Annotated in this window: 12 protein-coding genes and 3 pseudogenes; 4 read left to right on the top strand and 11 right to left on the bottom strand. The window is 56.5% G+C overall.

What is annotated here, in order from left to right; genetic code table 11:
• The first annotated feature begins 635 nt into the window (after nt 1-635).
• Nucleotides 636-1023, top strand: a pseudogene (locus tag ACM561_RS17330) (universal stress protein).
• A gap of 123 nt (nt 1024-1146) precedes the next feature.
• Entirely contained in the window at nt 1147-1296 is a 150-nt protein-coding gene (locus ACM561_RS17325; protein ID WP_425906707.1) for an FAD-linked oxidase C-terminal domain-containing protein, read from the top strand.
• A gap of 38 nt (nt 1297-1334) precedes the next feature.
• On the opposite strand, the gene ACM561_RS17320 is transcribed toward ACM561_RS17325, so the two are convergent.
• A complete protein-coding gene (locus tag ACM561_RS17320; protein ID WP_425906705.1) occupies nt 1335-1562 on the bottom strand; it encodes a hypothetical protein in 228 nt (75 codons plus the stop codon).
• Between the two features lie 151 nt (nt 1563-1713).
• Here ACM561_RS17320 and ACM561_RS17315 point away from each other — a divergent pair, with 151 nt between their 5' ends.
• Together ACM561_RS17315 and ACM561_RS17310 are read left to right on the top strand one after the other, a co-directional pair.
• Nucleotides 1714-1953: a hypothetical protein gene (locus ACM561_RS17315; RefSeq protein WP_425906703.1), complete on the top strand. Its 240-nt coding sequence runs from the start codon at nt 1714-1716 to the stop codon at nt 1951-1953.
• A 177-nt stretch (nt 1954-2130) separates the two neighbouring features.
• Nucleotides 2131-3105: a restriction endonuclease gene (locus ACM561_RS17310; protein ID WP_425906701.1), complete on the top strand. Its 975-nt coding sequence runs from the start codon at nt 2131-2133 to the stop codon at nt 3103-3105.
• A 148-nt stretch (nt 3106-3253) separates the two neighbouring features.
• On the opposite strand, the gene ACM561_RS17305 is transcribed toward ACM561_RS17310, so the two are convergent.
• The 10 genes and pseudogenes from ACM561_RS17305 to ACM561_RS17260 all read right to left on the bottom strand — a co-directional run bounded on the left by ACM561_RS17305 (nt 3254) and on the right by ACM561_RS17260 (nt 15269).
• Nucleotides 3254-3457: a hypothetical protein gene (locus ACM561_RS17305; protein ID WP_425906699.1), complete on the bottom strand. Its 204-nt coding sequence runs from the start codon at nt 3455-3457 to the stop codon at nt 3254-3256.
• Nucleotides 3458-3620: 163 nt separating this feature from the next.
• Entirely contained in the window at nt 3621-3863 is a 243-nt protein-coding gene (locus tag ACM561_RS17300) for a hypothetical protein (protein WP_079448494.1), read from the bottom strand.
• 46 nt (nt 3864-3909) lie between these two features.
• A pseudogene (locus tag ACM561_RS17295) lies at nt 3910-4155 on the bottom strand (IS3 family transposase); the annotation flags it as partial.
• 258 nt (nt 4156-4413) lie between these two features.
• Entirely contained in the window at nt 4414-5742 is a 1329-nt protein-coding gene (locus tag ACM561_RS17290) for a site-specific DNA-methyltransferase (RefSeq protein ID WP_425906697.1), read from the bottom strand.
• A 704-nt stretch (nt 5743-6446) separates the two neighbouring features.
• Nucleotides 6447-7229, bottom strand: coding sequence for a DUF5681 domain-containing protein (locus tag ACM561_RS17285; RefSeq protein WP_425906695.1), 783 nt, complete (start codon nt 7227-7229; stop codon nt 6447-6449).
• 308 nt (nt 7230-7537) lie between these two features.
• Nucleotides 7538-8233, bottom strand: a pseudogene (locus tag ACM561_RS17280) (IS6 family transposase).
• Nucleotides 8234-8389: 156 nt separating this feature from the next.
• Nucleotides 8390-8815: a hypothetical protein gene (locus ACM561_RS17275; RefSeq protein WP_425906693.1), complete on the bottom strand. Its 426-nt coding sequence runs from the start codon at nt 8813-8815 to the stop codon at nt 8390-8392.
• A gap of 571 nt (nt 8816-9386) precedes the next feature.
• On the bottom strand, nt 9387-9626 hold the full coding sequence (locus tag ACM561_RS17270) for a hypothetical protein (RefSeq protein ID WP_425906691.1): 240 nt from the start codon (nt 9624-9626) through the stop codon (nt 9387-9389).
• 961 nt (nt 9627-10587) lie between these two features.
• A complete protein-coding gene (locus tag ACM561_RS17265; protein ID WP_425906690.1) occupies nt 10588-13767 on the bottom strand; it encodes a tetratricopeptide repeat protein in 3180 nt (1059 codons plus the stop codon).
• Nucleotides 13764-15269 carry a TIR domain-containing protein gene (locus ACM561_RS17260; protein WP_425906688.1) on the bottom strand — a complete coding sequence of 502 codons (1506 nt, stop codon included), beginning with the start codon at nt 15267-15269 and terminating at the stop codon, nt 13764-13766. Before ACM561_RS17260 ends, ACM561_RS17265 begins: the two co-directional genes overlap by 4 nt.
• Nucleotides 15270-15640 lie beyond the last annotated feature (371 nt).

Here is a 15640-nt window from a genome sequence, read left to right as displayed (position 1 = left end):
ATGAGAACGCCCACTAGCGCTCCCGCCTTCCTCTTACGGAACGGAGTACGCCATTGGGTCAGCTTTTCCGAAACAAGAGCTGTCCGATCTGTAACAAGCCGATGGTAATGGCATTACCCGCCGGAGGGGACGGTATGCGAACTCTCCGGTGCGTCGAATGCGATCCTTCAGGCGATGAGAGGATCAAAGACTGGCTGAACAGCGGTCTGCGTCCACCGGTCGATCTGAGGCAGTGTTAGGTATCGCCCTGGCGGCCCAACGTCGATAATCTGCTTGTAATTGATGATTCCGTTCTGCCCAGTTCCTTTGCCATGGCGGCGACGCTCATCCGCTGCGCCTTCAGGACGAGAAGGCGAGCATCGTCATCCTTGGTCCAGTTCCGTTGTTTTGCTGTCATCCAACACACAACGCCGCACGGCGGAGTATGTTCGCCGACGGCGCTGTCTTTACTCACTGGGCCCTGAAATCCCCCAGCGATGATGAGACGATCGAACCCGACAAAAGGTTCAGGTTAAACTCGCGAAAAGCTGGAGCCGTACTGCGAATGCCTCTGGTTGCAGGACCGGGCGGCTTCTTGTTGAGGTCAGATGTGATGGCTATGGTCGTCGCAGGATTTCTGAGTGCGGAGCGGTACCATGTACACTCACATTCTCATTTCCACTGACGGCTCCGAACTGGCACAGAAAGGTGTCGATCATGGCCTGGCGCTGGCCGACGAATCCGGCAGCAAGGTTACAATCATCACTGTGACGGATCGGCTTGAAGATGCCAACACGCGGCATGCAGAGGCTATCCTTTCGGCAGCGAAAGCGGCGGCAGAAAAAATGGAACTGATGGTCGAGACACTTCATATCCCGAACGCCTCACCGGCCGCAGCTATCGTTGATGTGGCGAAAGCACAGGGGTGACGATCTGATCGTCATGGCCTCGCACGGGTACCGTGGAATCAAGAGGGCCCTTTTGGGCAGCCAGACTGCCGAGGTTATTGCTACTGCGCATATTCCGGTTCTTGTGGTCCGCTAGACCGGCGGCCGGCGACGCACCACCCCGCCGATTTCGACGGGGTGCGCAGGTACTAAGCGTGCGGATGCCTGCTTCAACGAGCTGCTGGACGAGTTCGAAAAGAAAGGCTACGCGGTTTACCGTGTGAACACTCGCTTCCAGCAGCGTGTTGCGCAGAGTTATGGCTCGGTCAAGCGAGACGTGGAACACGCCATCAAACGCGCGTTGGATCCGAACAATATTTTGGCTCCGGGTCGCTCGGGCATCGACCTGGATACCTATAAAAAAGCCTGATCTCCGCCGTGAACTCCGAGCCCGTCTCGGCTTCGGCCTTAATTCTGATCTCGCTTCATGCGGCCGAGCAGCGAGGCGGCGTCATGCAGCCGTCCGGCTTCATAGATGAGCTGTTCGATATCCATTGAGACCTCAACACCCTCACCAATTGCGCCGTTTTGGACACAGGCCTCGGCGGCCTTGGCAATGCGTGTTGCTTCGCCGAGTTTGCTGTGAATCTCGGCGATGATGAGTTTGATCGCTGTTTCAATGCTGGCGCGCTCCATCAGGCCCTCCGTAACGGTTCGACCCACTACCAGCTCTGCTGGCCGCGGGATGTCGAGCGGAACCTGGATAATCTTGTGGCGAAGATCGGGGGCGCCGGATCACGATGTGATCGCAGGGGACTGTAAACGGGGAGGGTGGGCTATTTCGCCGATGCGCGCCGGGTTTGGCCGGTGGCTTGCCGGTCATCAGATCCCGCAACAGCTTGATGGGATCAGCCCCAATAGCGCGCACGATCGTCACGAACTCGATGACGTCGATCCGCCGTTCACCACCCTCATATTTGGCGACAAAGGACTGAGGGCGCTTCAAGCGGTACGCCAGCTCATGCTGGGTCAGGCCGGCGTGCTTGCGGGCAGCCACCATCAGGGCGCAGAAGGTGGCCTGATCTGAGGAATGGACGGTTTTGCCGATCCCGCGGGCGGAAGTCATCATCGCCCGGGCAAGCTGATCCCGATACGGGATTATCCCAAAAAAGGATAATATTAACTTTGAAGTCCGATGCTGGACCGCTCCAACTGGACTTCGGCGGCAAGGCAAGCGAACTGCCAGCTCATGATGAATCCTCGAATGATCGATCTGAGGCCCGAGACCGGCCAAGCCGAACCGCCCGCGCGAACCTTTGCCCCTTCTGTGGTCCGATACATCAAGTTGGGGCGGGGCGGGCAGTGGACAGATCAAGCCCTGGATCAAGGGATCATCCCATTCGGTTATCCCAAAATTGAGCACCCCATCTGTATGAAGGGCGATTGGGCGCTGGCCAGACAGCAGTTGGCGCAGATGGGACGAAGATCAGGCGGCGTCAGCAACGGATTGAGGGAGCTGCGGGAGTTTTACGAACTACCGAACGACGCCTTATGGGTGACCTGCGCTCGAGGTCATTTCTGGTGGGCTTTCGCCGACGGCGGCGTGGTCGAGATCGAGCATCCGTTGCCCGGCGGTCCGACCCGCTATCGGTCTACGCGAGCGGGTTGGTCGAACACAGATCTCAACGGCGAGCCGCTGACCGTCCGTAGCCTCAGTTCGGCGCTCACGAGCACCGCGAACTATCAAATGACGATTTGCGCGGTCAAGAAGGCGAACTATTTGTTGGCCCGCATTCGGGGGGAGGTCGATCCCCTCAGGACGAAGGCCGCAGCCCTGATCAAGGACCAACGAAATCTGGCATCGCAAATGATCTGCCAGCTCGACTGGCGCGATTTCGAGACCCTGATCGATTTGATCTTTGCCCGGGGAGGGTGGCAACGGCAAAGCGCAGTGGGCGGGAATCAGGCCGATGTGGATATGGTCTTGACGCAACCGATCACAAACGAGGTTGCCTGGGTTCAGGTCAAGACCCGGTCAACACAGGCGGAACTCGATGACTATGTCCGGCGGTTTCATAACGACGGCAGTTTCCATCGCTGTTTCTTTATCTACCACAGCGCGCCAAAAGTCCTCAGGATGCCCGACTCCGTCGATTTGCATCTTTGGACGGCTGAGCGGGTAGCTGACGCCGCAATAGAAGCTGGGCTGTTTCGGTGGCTGATTGAGCGAATGCATTAACCGCGACAAATTGGAAGCCAGCTCTCCAATTTTGAGGTCAGCCCGGTTCAGGGCGTTCGGCCTGGATATCGCTCCGAGATATGGAATCACAACCAATTCATCAGACTCAAGTTCTGCCTGGATCTGCTCTTAGTACCGTCAACCGCGCTCACGCAGTGGCCGCCGCGTTCCACGATGCGCTGTCATAACCGGTGAAGTGGGCTTCGAGCTCTGTCATCGCGAGACGCTCGTATTCATAGGCTTGCGCCAGGAGCGTCCATCTTTGCGCAGGACGGAATGCTGCGGTCTGACGATAGAGCGAAGCGATGGTGCGATATCGACGCACGTTTTCCAGGTCAGCATTCCCACTCATACAACAAACCCCGTTTCTTGTTGACGCGGGCGACTATGCAGCGAGCGATTTTCGAAATCGTTAGCGGATTTGACAGCCGGAGCGAATGGTTTCGGAACTGTTTATCGGATGACAACTGATTGTTCCGTGGCAGTCGCGCCCAAGCCCCAGCTTTGAGGCGGGCCTAATCCTTCGCCTTCAGTCGCGCTTCATTTTCGGCAATAAAGGCGCGGATCTCATCGGACATGTTCAGAAGCTTCAACCATTGCTCTTTATACAGAGTCACTGGAAAACGCCCCATCCCGTAAACGGAGAGGCCACCTTTGTCACTCACCTTCATGCGGGTGCCCTCTGAAGCTCCTTTCTTCAGGGCATCGTTCTCCCTGCGGAGACGTTCGAGCTCAGCTTTCATATCGTCGTCCGGCATCTCATCTCCCTTTCGTTAGCGTGATTATATCATGCTAAGCTCTCACTTTCACCTCGTCGCCAGTAGCGGCCCGCGCCCTATCGTCGGCAAGTCGCTTCTCGGCGGCTTCCAGGAACTCCTTCGACCAGTTGTAATACAGGCTCTCAGCGATGCCTTCGCGGCGGTACAGCGCGGCGATCGACGCCTCAGCGTGTAGGCCTTCCTTCAGCCGAGTACTGTTTGCGCGTCGTGCGGCGGATGTCCTGATGACCTGCTTCGCTGGCGCCTTCCTTGTCCCCGATTTCTGTTTCATCTTCGGTCATTTGAAAGGCTACGATGAACCAGAAGCCCTCCGTTCGCAGTTAAGCCGCTTTAGTCCCATCAGCGCTGACGCTGGACACGGCGGTGTGGCATTTCGCCCGAGGCGGTGGTGCCTCGGCCCTAAAGGCGCATCGATAAGCGTTTGGGGACAAGGAACGAATAGCAGACGCTTAATGTCAAATGTGGTCGCTGGTCGATCGTATGCGTTGACCCCTCATAACTCGGGATCCGGGGCTCTCCAAATTTTAAGTCAGCTCGGTTCAGCGCGTTCGGCCTGGACCTCCTGAAATGATTTGCCTGCGCCTTCGAGGGTGGCTTCAAGGCGGCATGCTGTGCGCAGCCTGCGGATAATGACGTCACAATAGAGCGGGTCGATTTCAATACCGTAGCCGCGGCGACCCGTTCGCTCGGCCGCAATCAATGTCGTGCCGGAACCGGCAAAAGCATCGAGGACAATGCCCTTTCTATGCGAACAATCCCGGATGGCATCCGCCACCAGCGCGACCGGTTTGACCGTTGGATGAAGGGCGAGGTCGGAACGATCGTTACCGAAGCTGTTCACGCCGGCGTAATTCCAAACATTGGTGCGATAGCGGCCGTGCTTGCCGAGTTCAACGTTGTTGATGTGAGGGCTAGTCCCTGATTTGAAAACGAACACGAGTTCATGCTGAGAACGATAGAGCGATCCCATGCCGCCATTATTTTTGGCCCAGACACAGATATTTTTGAGTTCATGATAGGCGGTCCGGCCGGCTTGCAGGATTTCGTCGACATGGCGCCAATCCATGCACTGAAAGTGAATCGAACCATCGACAGAAAATTCCGCAAGGTTCCCAAAAACAGATGTCAGGAACGCCGTGAACTCCGATTGTGACATCTCGCCCGAGGCCATTGCGAACTCCCGGTGCTGCACGCTGCCTAAACCTCCGACGTGACCTGCAATCGGAACGTTATAGGGCGGATCGGTAAAGACCAGCTGCGCGCGGGCTTCGCCCAGCAATCGCTGATAGGTCTGCCGTTGCGTGGAATTGCCACAGATCAGGCGATGGCTGCCGATTTGCCAGATATCTCCGAGCCGCGTCACGGCAGGACCTGAGGGAAGCGGAATGTCCGTATCAGTAGGCTCGTTGCAATTAGCGATGTCGAGTTCGCCGATCAAAAGATCAATTTCCGGCAGCTCGAACCCCGTTAAACTGACATCGAAATCGATGTCGAGGCTACTCAAATACTGAAACTCCAGTCCAAGCAGGTTGCGATCCCAGCCGGCATTCTCCGCAAGCTTGTTATCGGCGATTACATAGGCGCGGATTTCAGCTTCGCTCATCGCCGAGAGACGCACCGTCGGAACCTGGCTCAGGTCTACCAGTTTGGCGGCTGCGACTCGGCCATGTCCCGCGATAATGCCGTTGCCATCATCGACCAGAACTGGGTTTGTAAATCCGAACTGCGAGATTGCTCGCGCGATCTGGTCGATTTGCTTTTTGGAGTGGGTTCGAGGATTACTCTTGCGGGGATTGAGGGCTGCGATGTCCTGATAAACAATGGTCAGGTTGGATCTGCTTGCCGACAGTGAGCTCATTTCTACCTCCGTGACAGGAGGTAGCCCTATTAGGCGCAGAAAACCGCAGGTTCATTCATATTAAGTCGGCGCTTTGTAGTTAACGACCCCATTTAGAAACGTTCGCCACGTCATGTGACTAAGTTTCGCGCGCCGTAACGCCATTCGCGCCGCGCGTTCATGCGGGGGGCCGGTCCACCAATCTTTATTGCGAATGGCAGGCCAACCCTGAAGACCCAAGCGACGATGGCGGGCTCGCAGCCAAGCAAGGTAGCGGGGATACCTTGCGGTCGCTAACCCTAGTTGTATCTCGTTGAGGACAGATTTCCGGGGGCGGCCGGTACGCCACCTTAATTCATCTCGGCGTTCAATGATTGGAACGAGCCAATGCGGAACGGGGCTGCCTCTGTTTTTCTTGAGCAGCTCGGTAAGCTCTGCCGACGTTGGCAAGTGGCCCTGGGAAATTTCGCGCTCCCAAAAGCGGAAGCTGCTTTTGTCAAAGTGATCATAGATGCTGTCGACCTGCTTCTCACCAGCGGTCCCCGGGTGGCGTGCCTGCGGCTTCGATGCCGGCTCACGCTCGCGCTGCTTGGTCGATTGAGGATCAATGACGTTTTTGCCTGATGAACCTCCGTGCTTCCCGTCCATCATTCGCTCCTCATGTACGATCATGCCAATCGGTTGGAGGCTCCAAGGACGAGCCCGATACATGCAAGTGCTAGCACCTAGGCCTTCTCTCGGCCTGCGACCCGAGGCAACCAGCCGCGTTTTTCGAGTTCGTTGTCAAAGATTTTGAGGTAACTCTCTAGACGGGAGAGGACTTCGAGGTCCTTTGGAGAATAGGGATAGCCCTCGCGAGCGCACTCCTCGGCATCGGCACGTTGTTCCTCAATCATCTTCAGAAAAAGCTCTCTGGCCTCAAGTATTTTCTCAAGCCGATGGAGCTCCTCATGGTTTATCGGACCGGTGAGCTGTAGTTTGAAAGTGTTATAGTCGAAGTGCAGGTCATCGGGATGGGGCAGAGGAGGGGGGAGATCGCGATCACGGCAAGCCTTAGCCCTCGCGGGATAATGATATTGATAGTCCCGGTACGCCTGGTAGTGATCAAGAACCTCGGCGAGCTTCCTTTGTTCGGCTTTGTCAATTCTGTCCAGACAACTCTTTAAAGCTAGACGACTGCCTTGGATTGCTAGCGCAGCTTCCCTCCGTATAAGTGCCTCTTTCATGCTGATGGTGGATCTTCGATCGCCCTCGCGGATGGGAACAAGGCCTTGTGAGTTCTCGAGAACGAGATCAACAAGCGGAAGGGTCTGCTGACGTTGCCGCATTCGAGCTTTGCGCGAGGAGCCGAGCGGGTTACCGCTTTGCCCTTTCTTGAATCGAGAGGATTTCGGCGGCCGGCGATATCCAACCTTGTCATCGTCGGCCACGTCTTCCCCAACGGGGCTTACGCGACTTTCCGACTCCTCGTCCGCGTTGGGCGGATCCGTCTCGAAGTTCTTAGACATAGGCTCCTCCAGTTTCGGCTCGGAGTAGCCTTTTCGAAAACAGAAAAGGCGGACTCCGAGCGTGATTGAACACGCTTCATCAGTCTTTCCTTTTCTGCTTCGTTCGCGAGACGATTTCATATCGTCTGGCCGATGCTATGTTGTGCGCACACAAGACAGCAACAGCGGCCCTCACAAGGGGCACGCGATCGTCGGCTCGTTACGCCCGGACCGGGTTCCCGTCAAGCGCTAATATTTTGGGGAGAGTTTTGGCCGGCTTTGTCACGTTAGCGGATGATAGGTGCGACAAATCCAGCATTCAATCGCGATCACGCCGCAGCAGTCACCTCTCGCCACGTCTGCATGGCCGAGGCTCGGAATGCCCGGTGCGTCTTCGCTGAGATGAGGTGACGCTGGACGTTGAAGGTGTTGTAGGTGGCGGCGTGGACGGACAGAAATCGTTGGGCTGATCCCGCACTCTTGAACCCCTGCATCTTGCGCTCCCGTCGTCGGGTCGGTTGATGCGAGTTCTCCGCTCGGTTATTGCGCCATCGCCCGCGCTCATGGCGACGAGACAGCCCAAGCTCACGGGCGGCCGCGCCGTAGGATCGAAGATCGTCGGTCACAAACTTGTCCGGAACAGAGGCCATTTTCTTGAGCAGTTTCCGCAGCAATTTCAGGGCCGCGCGTTTGTCCCGCTTGCTCTGGACAACAACGTCGCGCCGTCTATGCCGAAGGCGAAGTCCTTGACGCGATATATAGACCAACCGGCCATCGATCCTGAAACACCTCATCGAGATGCCAGGTCGAATGAGGCTTGGGCCGGCGTCGTCGAAGGTCAGCTGCGATCTTCGGTCCGAAGTATCTCACCCAGCGGTGCACCGTCTCATAGGACACCATGATTCCGCGCTCCGCCAACAGGCCCTCGACATCCCGGAAGCTGAGGGTAAACCGGGCATAGAGCCAGACGGCCTGCTGAATAATCACGGGTGAAAGCGATATCCGGCGTAGCTGAGTTTGCTCATGATCGACACTTATGGCCGCAGATCAGCGCCGGCAAGCTCAACAACGTGACAATGCCTTCATCAACGGTCATCCCAACCGTGACATCGATCAGCTGCTGCCGTCGGCATACCGAACGCAAGACTTCCGAGCCGTGGCCTGAAAACGCCGCTTACGCCTCAGTAGCAGCGCATGACGTTGACCGTCTTGCCGCCGCCGACGCCGACGCTCTCCTCGCCGCAGCCGGGCACGTAGGGCCGATCCGACGGTATCACATTTGGAGGAAAGCGATGCGCCCAGTTCCAGGGCACGTCGTAAGTGGTAGTGTAACGGACCTCGGTCGGTCCGGCGAACGGCGCCGTGATCGGCCCCGCAGCGGGTACGTAAGCGCCATAATCATAGCCATAGCCGGGCCAGAAATAGCCGCCGACGCCCCTACCGCGATGGCGGAACCCGTGCAGTCCATTGAACGCATGCGCCGTGGCTCCCGCCTGCTGCGCTGCTACGACACCAGCGCCGCCCGCTTGCGCAATCGCTTCATTGGTCGCAAACGCCAGCGCGATCGCGCCGACGGTAACAAGCGCTCCAAGCTTCCTGTAGGTCATGGCACGCTCCAATTCTTTGTTTGTTTGACAGCCCATGGCCGTACGCTAGGCGCGTCATTTCGCGCCCGCAAACGCATGTTTAATGTTTGGTTAAGATGTAATCTTAAGAGGTCAGCCCTCACGCCCCAGCCGCAGACTTCTGCCTGTGTTTCGGCGCGGGTCTCGACCATGATCGGCAAGGGGGTCCCATCCTTCCAACTCAACGAAATCAATGGGCTGAAGGGGTCTCCATGATGCCGATGGGGGTCATTTTTCGAGCAGCATTCACAGCTGTGTCCAAACTACGCATTTTCGGCATAGCAAAACCCTTTATTTATAGAGTTTCGCTCATTTCTGGAGAGTCGAAACAGCCCCGTAGCGGCCAGAGCAGTATATCAGCCCGGCTCACTTGCCCGCCTTGTGAGTGCCCACAGCCGGCACCCTCGGCCTCGTACGGATCATCGGCTGTAGGCGGCGGAATTAGCTTCGCGCCCTCGCTGCGAAAGTGATCGAGACCACGGCCCATCGCCTTGCCCCGCAGCGTGTGCTGATCGAGCGCCCAATCGGGAATGGTCGAATGCAATCCGCCTGCTCAGAGGTCCCGTGCCCCTTCCATCGCCTCGAACGCATCAAACGCTTCGCCGACACCATCAACGAACGCCTTCGCAGTCTCCAGCGAGGGGGCGTCATAGACGATGTCGCCGGTCGGGCCGCCCCATAGCACCTCAACGCGCCACTGGTCGCCAGCCCGCACGATCGAGCCCGAGATCGTGTTATCACCGCGCATGATCAGGATAGCGGTCTCGTCACTCTGCTTGGTCTGAAATCTCATTGAGTAACCCTCTCACTGGAGACTGGTGAGGTTGATTCGTGCGCAGCCCACACTAGCCCACAGGGCAGGTCCGTGGGGTGCACGTCAACGGGTGCACAGGTGCCGAAAATGTGCCAAAAATGTGCTGAGGCTGCCCGCAACTGTTTGAAGCTGCCTGCCGTATGGGGCCGGGGCCGGAGGGGCTGGTCTCTCATCTGCTATGGACCACGCACGTAGGCGTGCTCGGCGGGGTCAGGCGCGCGATCCAGCGCTGTAATCAGCCGCACGCCGAGCACCGCTTGCGGCGAGGTGTCTGCTCTGAAAGGCAAAACTTCCACAAGATCGAAAATACGTTCGGCAGACTCAAGGATTGGAAAGGTGGCAAATAAAGGTGGCAAATGAAGAGGCTCAACTTCACCTGCACCGATTTAGGTCGTATCGAGCGCCCGCTCTCCACCAGATGTTCGACACGGGTAGTCCTACGACGAATATTACAATTGGGTCAGAACGCATCGATCCCTGAACAAGGATGCGCCGGTTTCTCGCCCGGTTCAGCGAACCGGTGTGATCAGGTCACGCGCCATCCTGGGCGGACTTCATCATCATCATGATCGCTACGCCCTTGCTTATGTTTTCGGTACACACAGGTATTCGGCGAACGCCATCTGCGCCACGTGCTGCTCTCGTACATGAGCTACTACAACGGCACGCGCACCCATTTGTCATTGAACAAGGACGCGCCGATATCACGTGCCGCCCAGACAGCCGGACGCATTCTCTGCCATCCGATCCTGGGCGGACTGCACCATCAATATGTTCGGATTTAATTTGCGGTAGGCACAGCCAGAACGAAACAGAACAGCCCGATCATTCCACCAGCTTAGGCGATTCCGTCGCATCATCAACTCGGATAAGGTTTTCGGTACGCACAATGTCTCGCAAGTCTGTACATTTCCTACACTTTGATTGCAAACCCTGCAGGTCATTGGGCCTTGAGTTTCGCATTTAGCGAGGCCTTTCGCGACTGCAAGTCCTGGTTAGTCGGTTCCTTGATTGCTTCAGCGTCGAGAATCTCGAGCGCTTTGTGATAGTAAACGAGGAAAGTTCCGCTACTCGCGAGCTCTCTATTATCTCTAGCTCTAAGGGCGAGAAAATCACCCGCCTGTTCAAGCGCATTTGAGAGTTTGATCTGCCAGTCTACAAGGGGCTGTCTTGCTGCCGCTTGTTGAGCAAGCTCTGAAGCCGATTGATAAATCTTGAGAGCTTCCTGATAGTCATTTTTTCGAACTAGAACATCTCCGATTCTAATGCGAACGTCGAACAGTTCACGGTACGGGGCATTGGAAATTTCCAGCAGACTTTCGTAGGCTTGCTCGGAGACGCGGTAACGTTCTAAAGCCATGCCGATGATCCGCGATGCTTCGTCTTGAGGCGGCCTAGGTCGAATCGCCACTTCGTTGGCTCGAGACACCAATGAGTCCCCACGTTTTGCGTTTAGCGCGGCGAGCTTCCTTCGCCAAGTAGTTGAGGTGGGATCTTTCGACATTATTGCTTCCGCAATCCGAGCCGCCTCATTGTAGCTTCTTAGCGCGCGCCTCCAGTCTTCCTTCCGCGCTAACACATCGCCAAGCCGCGTATGGTCGGTGGCCAGGCCGACACGCCAGTCATTATTTCCTGGGTCGCTTTGATAGAGCGTTGTTCGTCCTCTCACCGCCGCCTCAAATTCCCTCTGAGCTTCGTCGGGATGGTCGCTCAGCAGTTCTCCGATGCGGCGGTGTGTGGTTGCAATGTTCGATATCAGTGACGCATCCGAACGGCTTTCTTCCAGTTGCTGTGTCTGAAGTTTTAGCGCCTCCCTATATTCATCGAGAGCTGCCTGCTTGTCCCCTGGCTGATTTCTTGCGCTGAAAATCTGTGCGATTCGGTTCTTTTCGGTCGCCGTGTCGCCTGGGAAAGCTGCGGCGATCGTTTGGGCAATTCGCAATCCCTCATTATAGTGCTTCAACGCTCCCAGCCAATCGTTCCTAAACTGATGCATGTCGCCGACTTTGTTTAAAGCGACAATCAATTCGTGCTGACGGTCCATGTTGCCGGGTTCGCTTGCCGCCAGCTGTCTTGCAAGATCGACGGCGTCAAGATACTCCTGTTGAGCCTTTCCTGCGTTCTCCTCGTTCTTGGGTGTTTTTGCCAGCTGGTCGCCCACACGGAATTTGCTAGCGTAGAGGAGGTGTTTGAACTTCGGATCGTCAGGGAACCTTTTGGTAAAATTCTGCGAGAGTGCTTTCGCGTCGGTGGCCAGGTCGAACGCGCTCTTAGAATCTCCTAACGCATCCTTCACATCCGAAACTGCAAGTAGCAACGAAATCTCGATTTTCGCTATCTCGGGGGAGTGGTCGTTTGCTTTCAAGAGCTGGTCTAGCGTTAATTTCGCGTCAGCGAGGAATTTCTCCGCACCGACTGCTCGTACAGTGCCATCATTCAGGAAGCCGGCCAGCCGCCCGATAGAAGTCTGAGTTGCTTGCAGCGATTCCTCACGGCGGAGATTCGCTTCTTTTTGCGCACTTTGAGCGGACACCCAAAGCGCCGTCATTGCTCCGGCGACGCCAATAGCCACCACAAAAGCCGCGGCGATGGCCCATCGCTTCAGACGCTGCCGTCGCTGCGACTTCAAAAGCACACGTTCCACTCGCGAGAAGCCTCCACCGTAGCGGTCTGCCCATGCGGGTGTGCGCGGCCTGGCCTTCCACCATGCCAAGCGCTCATCGACGAGATGAGCGGGCAACACAGCGTCATCGCCTTCGGCCATGGCAAGTAAGCTTCGGTAACGCTCTCCGGCCGACTGTTCGGCGCGCAGCCATCCGAGGTCGGCTCCGAGACCACTTACCTTGTCCCATCGGCGGAGCAAGGCTTCGTGCCCGACGTCGATTCGTGTATCGCTGTTTATTTCTCTCACTTCGAATGGTGGGGGTGTCAGGAAAGAGCAGTCGTCAGCGCGAAATCGATCAAGAACCTGGCGCACTGTAGCTTCGTCAACTCCAGTTTCGGCAACAAGCTGCGAGAACTTCAGTGCGCGTCGAGTTGCACGTCCTTCCTTGTCGAACTCGGAAAGCGAACTGAAAATCTGGCCCACGGCCAACTGTAGCTTGGGTCCGGGAAGATCTCGCAGAATTTCATCCGCATGCTTCGACAACGCACCGGCGAATTCTCCGATCTTGTTGTAATGGTCTAACGATATTCGGCGGGACGGCTGCTCGTTGAACGAAGTGCCCGACTTCGTCACGTCTTCTTTTGGTACCTTACCGGCTTCTTCCCACAATCTCGCAAGGCAATGTTGCAGAACCGGCAATTGGTCCATCTCGGTGCTGCAGTCGTTCAAGAGCCTTTCAACCAGTTGCGGGTAAATCGTGGCTCCCGCTTTCTCGATCGGTTTACGGATGACTTCATCGAGTTGATCGCGTGTCGGCGACGGTACAAGAAATTGTGCCTCGCAGACGGCTTCAGGCAAGCCATGGAACCGTGCGCAGTCGCCGATGAAATCGGATCGCATCGTCAGTAGGACGTGGGTTCTGTTCGATGGGGAGCGGCTTACTTCTAGCAGCAACTGGACGAATTGCGTGGCCTCATCGCGCGCGCGGGTTTCTTCTGACGTTAGGCCAATCTTGCCCGGGCTTCCAGTTGCGTACCGGAATAGCTCTTCAAACTGGTCGATAACGAGCACCAGGGATTTCTCGGCAACGTTACTCGCCTCGGCCAAAGCTTCCGAAATTCCAAAGCTCGAGCGGTGCAGTTGCGCCGCTATTCGGTCACGCCGGCCGGAAGCAACCATGGGGTCATCATCGACCGAAAGGTTCGCGAGCAGGTTAGTTAGTCGTAAGAGCGGCGCGTCACCGGGGTGCATTTCACTCCACACCCAATTGCGACCGCCAGTCTCACGCGTTTCGAGCTCGATGAGCGGCAGAAGCCCGGCGCGGACAAGGGAAGATTTTCCACTTCCGGAACTTCCCACCACTGCAATAAAGCGGAAACGGTCGATTAGTCTGTAGAGCGCATAAATCTGGTCTTGACGACCGAAGAAAAATTCATGGTCTAGATAGGCAAATGGCCGCAGGCCGGGAAACGGATAAGCTGCTGAAACTGCAGATAGCTCCACCGGGGCGTTCATGCGGCGTTCGCGTGGGCGGTAGGCACCAGGAGATCAAGAAGGTCGGCAGTCAGAATATCCTTATCGGAAAGATCAACAACCAAATCAACTTCGCTGCGGGGGAACAGCAGCTTGCTCGCTTTCTTTCTTTCGCCTGGGGGCGGAGCAGCGACAACAGCGCGATAACAAAACTGCTGCGATCGCCCAAGGGAACCCCAATTTCGTAGTCCGCTCGTTTGAGCGCGAACCCAGACCTCCGACGCTGACGCCCAACACACGATCACGCCATCGCATTCGGCTAACTGTTTGCTGTTAAAATTCTTGATATCGGCTTCTGGACCCTCGAAGGCGGGAAGCAGCGGCTCAATTTTTCGCTGTTGGAGCGCCTGAGCCAAAGTGAGGGCGTACTGACTGTCTTCCCGGGAATGATAAAGAAAAAGACGCGTATCGCCGCAGATGTCCGAAAGGGTTAGCGTGATCGACCTTGGAGGAGCAATTACGGAAAGATGTTGATTTAGGAAGTCTACGAATTTGCTGAGACTGTCTCCCTCGATTTTGTCCATAGCCAACTGCCGATCAAATTTCGCCAACACCTCCAATGGACGTCGCGTGATCTCGCTCGGTGGTTGATCTGCGTTGGACAGAACGGTCCAGAGAGTTGGTGCCCAAACCACTCGGTGAAACTTCCCTTGGTGGTCCCTCGATGCTCTCGCAGCCGCACGGGCGAGCTGGAGTTTTACCATGGGCAGCTGGTCCTCGGGTGCATTGCCCGCTTTCTCGCCAAGCAGGTGGACTGCAATTTCGGCATTTGAAAGCGCGGCATCGATTACTTTAACCGCCGAGTCGAGTGGGATGTCCTCCGTTGATTCTGGAACGACCGTGTGACCCTTTCCGATAAGCTCTGAGACGACACGGTCGTACCCCATGCGCATGTCTGAGGCAGGCTTCGCGACGAAGATCGTTCGGCCCGTGGGGGCATACATGGGCTCTTGGGATGGACGAGGCTGACGCTTTACCAGATAGGCTGCGAGGGCCTTAAGTCGTTCCCAATATCTGGCGTCTCGGGGTTCGCCGCGGTCAAAGAACTCAAGGTCGCCTACGATTTCCTCGGGATCCTCATTCCGAACGTAAAATCTAAAGCCATTTTGACCCTGCAGCAATGAAGGTCGCTTATCGGCATCGACATGGCGCTTACCGACGACGACAACACGTTCACGGTCGAATCCGTGATACTTGATGAAGGTATCAAGTTCTTTTCTGCACCAACGACTGGCCATCCAATTCGGCGAGAGAACCACCAAAAGGAACGAAGCTCCCTTCAAGGCCTCCTCGATCTCGGGGGTGAACTGGTCGCCATCCGCAATACGCTTCGTGTCGCGCCAGATCTTAGGGCGTTGAGGTCCTAGCTCCTTAAATTCGTAGCGAACAGCATCGTCCAGAAATGTGACAAATCCCTTCCCGTCCGGCTTGGCCGGTGATGGAAGGTCGTCGTCGCGCGAATACGAAATAAATACGTCTGCCACAGCCGCCCCCTAACTCAGGTGGTTGTCGACTGTAAAAAGATCAACCTAAATGCGTTATCGCCCTGGGGTCAACTCGCGAGTTCGTGAAGGCTTCACGCATGAAGGAAGGTCCAAGTTTGCTGTTTCCGGTTCCCGACGAATCTGCGGGTCGAGTGCAGCAAGGATTTGATGAACCCGCATCCATCCTGTCGGGACGCGCTTCCGGCTACGTGTCAAGCTGACCGACCGCGAGGCGACGAATTTCTCTATTCGTATTTCGGTCGGCTTTCGGTCGGCCAGTCGAGGTCGGTCTCGACGAGAGCTAGTGTTCGACGCTGACGACCTCGAAGTCGTTTGCGAACAAATAGAGGAAGGCACGCGCCTTATCTGGT

It is taken from the genome of Nitrobacter sp. TKz-YC02 (assembly GCF_049852135.1).
GTDB classification, from domain to species: domain Bacteria; phylum Pseudomonadota; class Alphaproteobacteria; order Rhizobiales; family Xanthobacteraceae; genus Nitrobacter; species Nitrobacter vulgaris.
The sequence above is the reverse complement of the archived record's forward strand: the minus strand, read 5'-3'. Positions and strand labels throughout refer to the sequence as shown.

Coding starts and splice junctions, on each gene's coding strand:
- ACM561_RS17315 (WP_425906703.1), top strand. CDS start 1,714: ATGCGCGCCGGGTTTGGCCGGTGGCTTGCCGGTCATCAGATCCCGCAA.
- ACM561_RS17265 (WP_425906690.1), bottom strand. CDS start 13,767: ATGAACGCCCCGGTGGAGCTATCTGCAGTTTCAGCAGCTTATCCGTTT.
- ACM561_RS17285 (WP_425906695.1), bottom strand. CDS start 7,229: ATGTCTAAGAACTTCGAGACGGATCCGCCCAACGCGGACGAGGAGTCG.
- ACM561_RS17275 (WP_425906693.1), bottom strand. CDS start 8,815: ATGACCTACAGGAAGCTTGGAGCGCTTGTTACCGTCGGCGCGATCGCG.
- ACM561_RS17290 (WP_425906697.1), bottom strand. CDS start 5,742: ATGAGCTCACTGTCGGCAAGCAGATCCAACCTGACCATTGTTTATCAG.
- ACM561_RS17305 (WP_425906699.1), bottom strand. CDS start 3,457: ATGAGTGGGAATGCTGACCTGGAAAACGTGCGTCGATATCGCACCATC.
- ACM561_RS17300 (WP_079448494.1), bottom strand. CDS start 3,863: ATGCCGGACGACGATATGAAAGCTGAGCTCGAACGTCTCCGCAGGGAG.
- ACM561_RS17270 (WP_425906691.1), bottom strand. CDS start 9,626: ATGAGATTTCAGACCAAGCAGAGTGACGAGACCGCTATCCTGATCATG.
- ACM561_RS17310 (WP_425906701.1), top strand. CDS start 2,131: ATGATCGATCTGAGGCCCGAGACCGGCCAAGCCGAACCGCCCGCGCGA.
- ACM561_RS17320 (WP_425906705.1), bottom strand. CDS start 1,562: ATGGAGCGCGCCAGCATTGAAACAGCGATCAAACTCATCATCGCCGAG.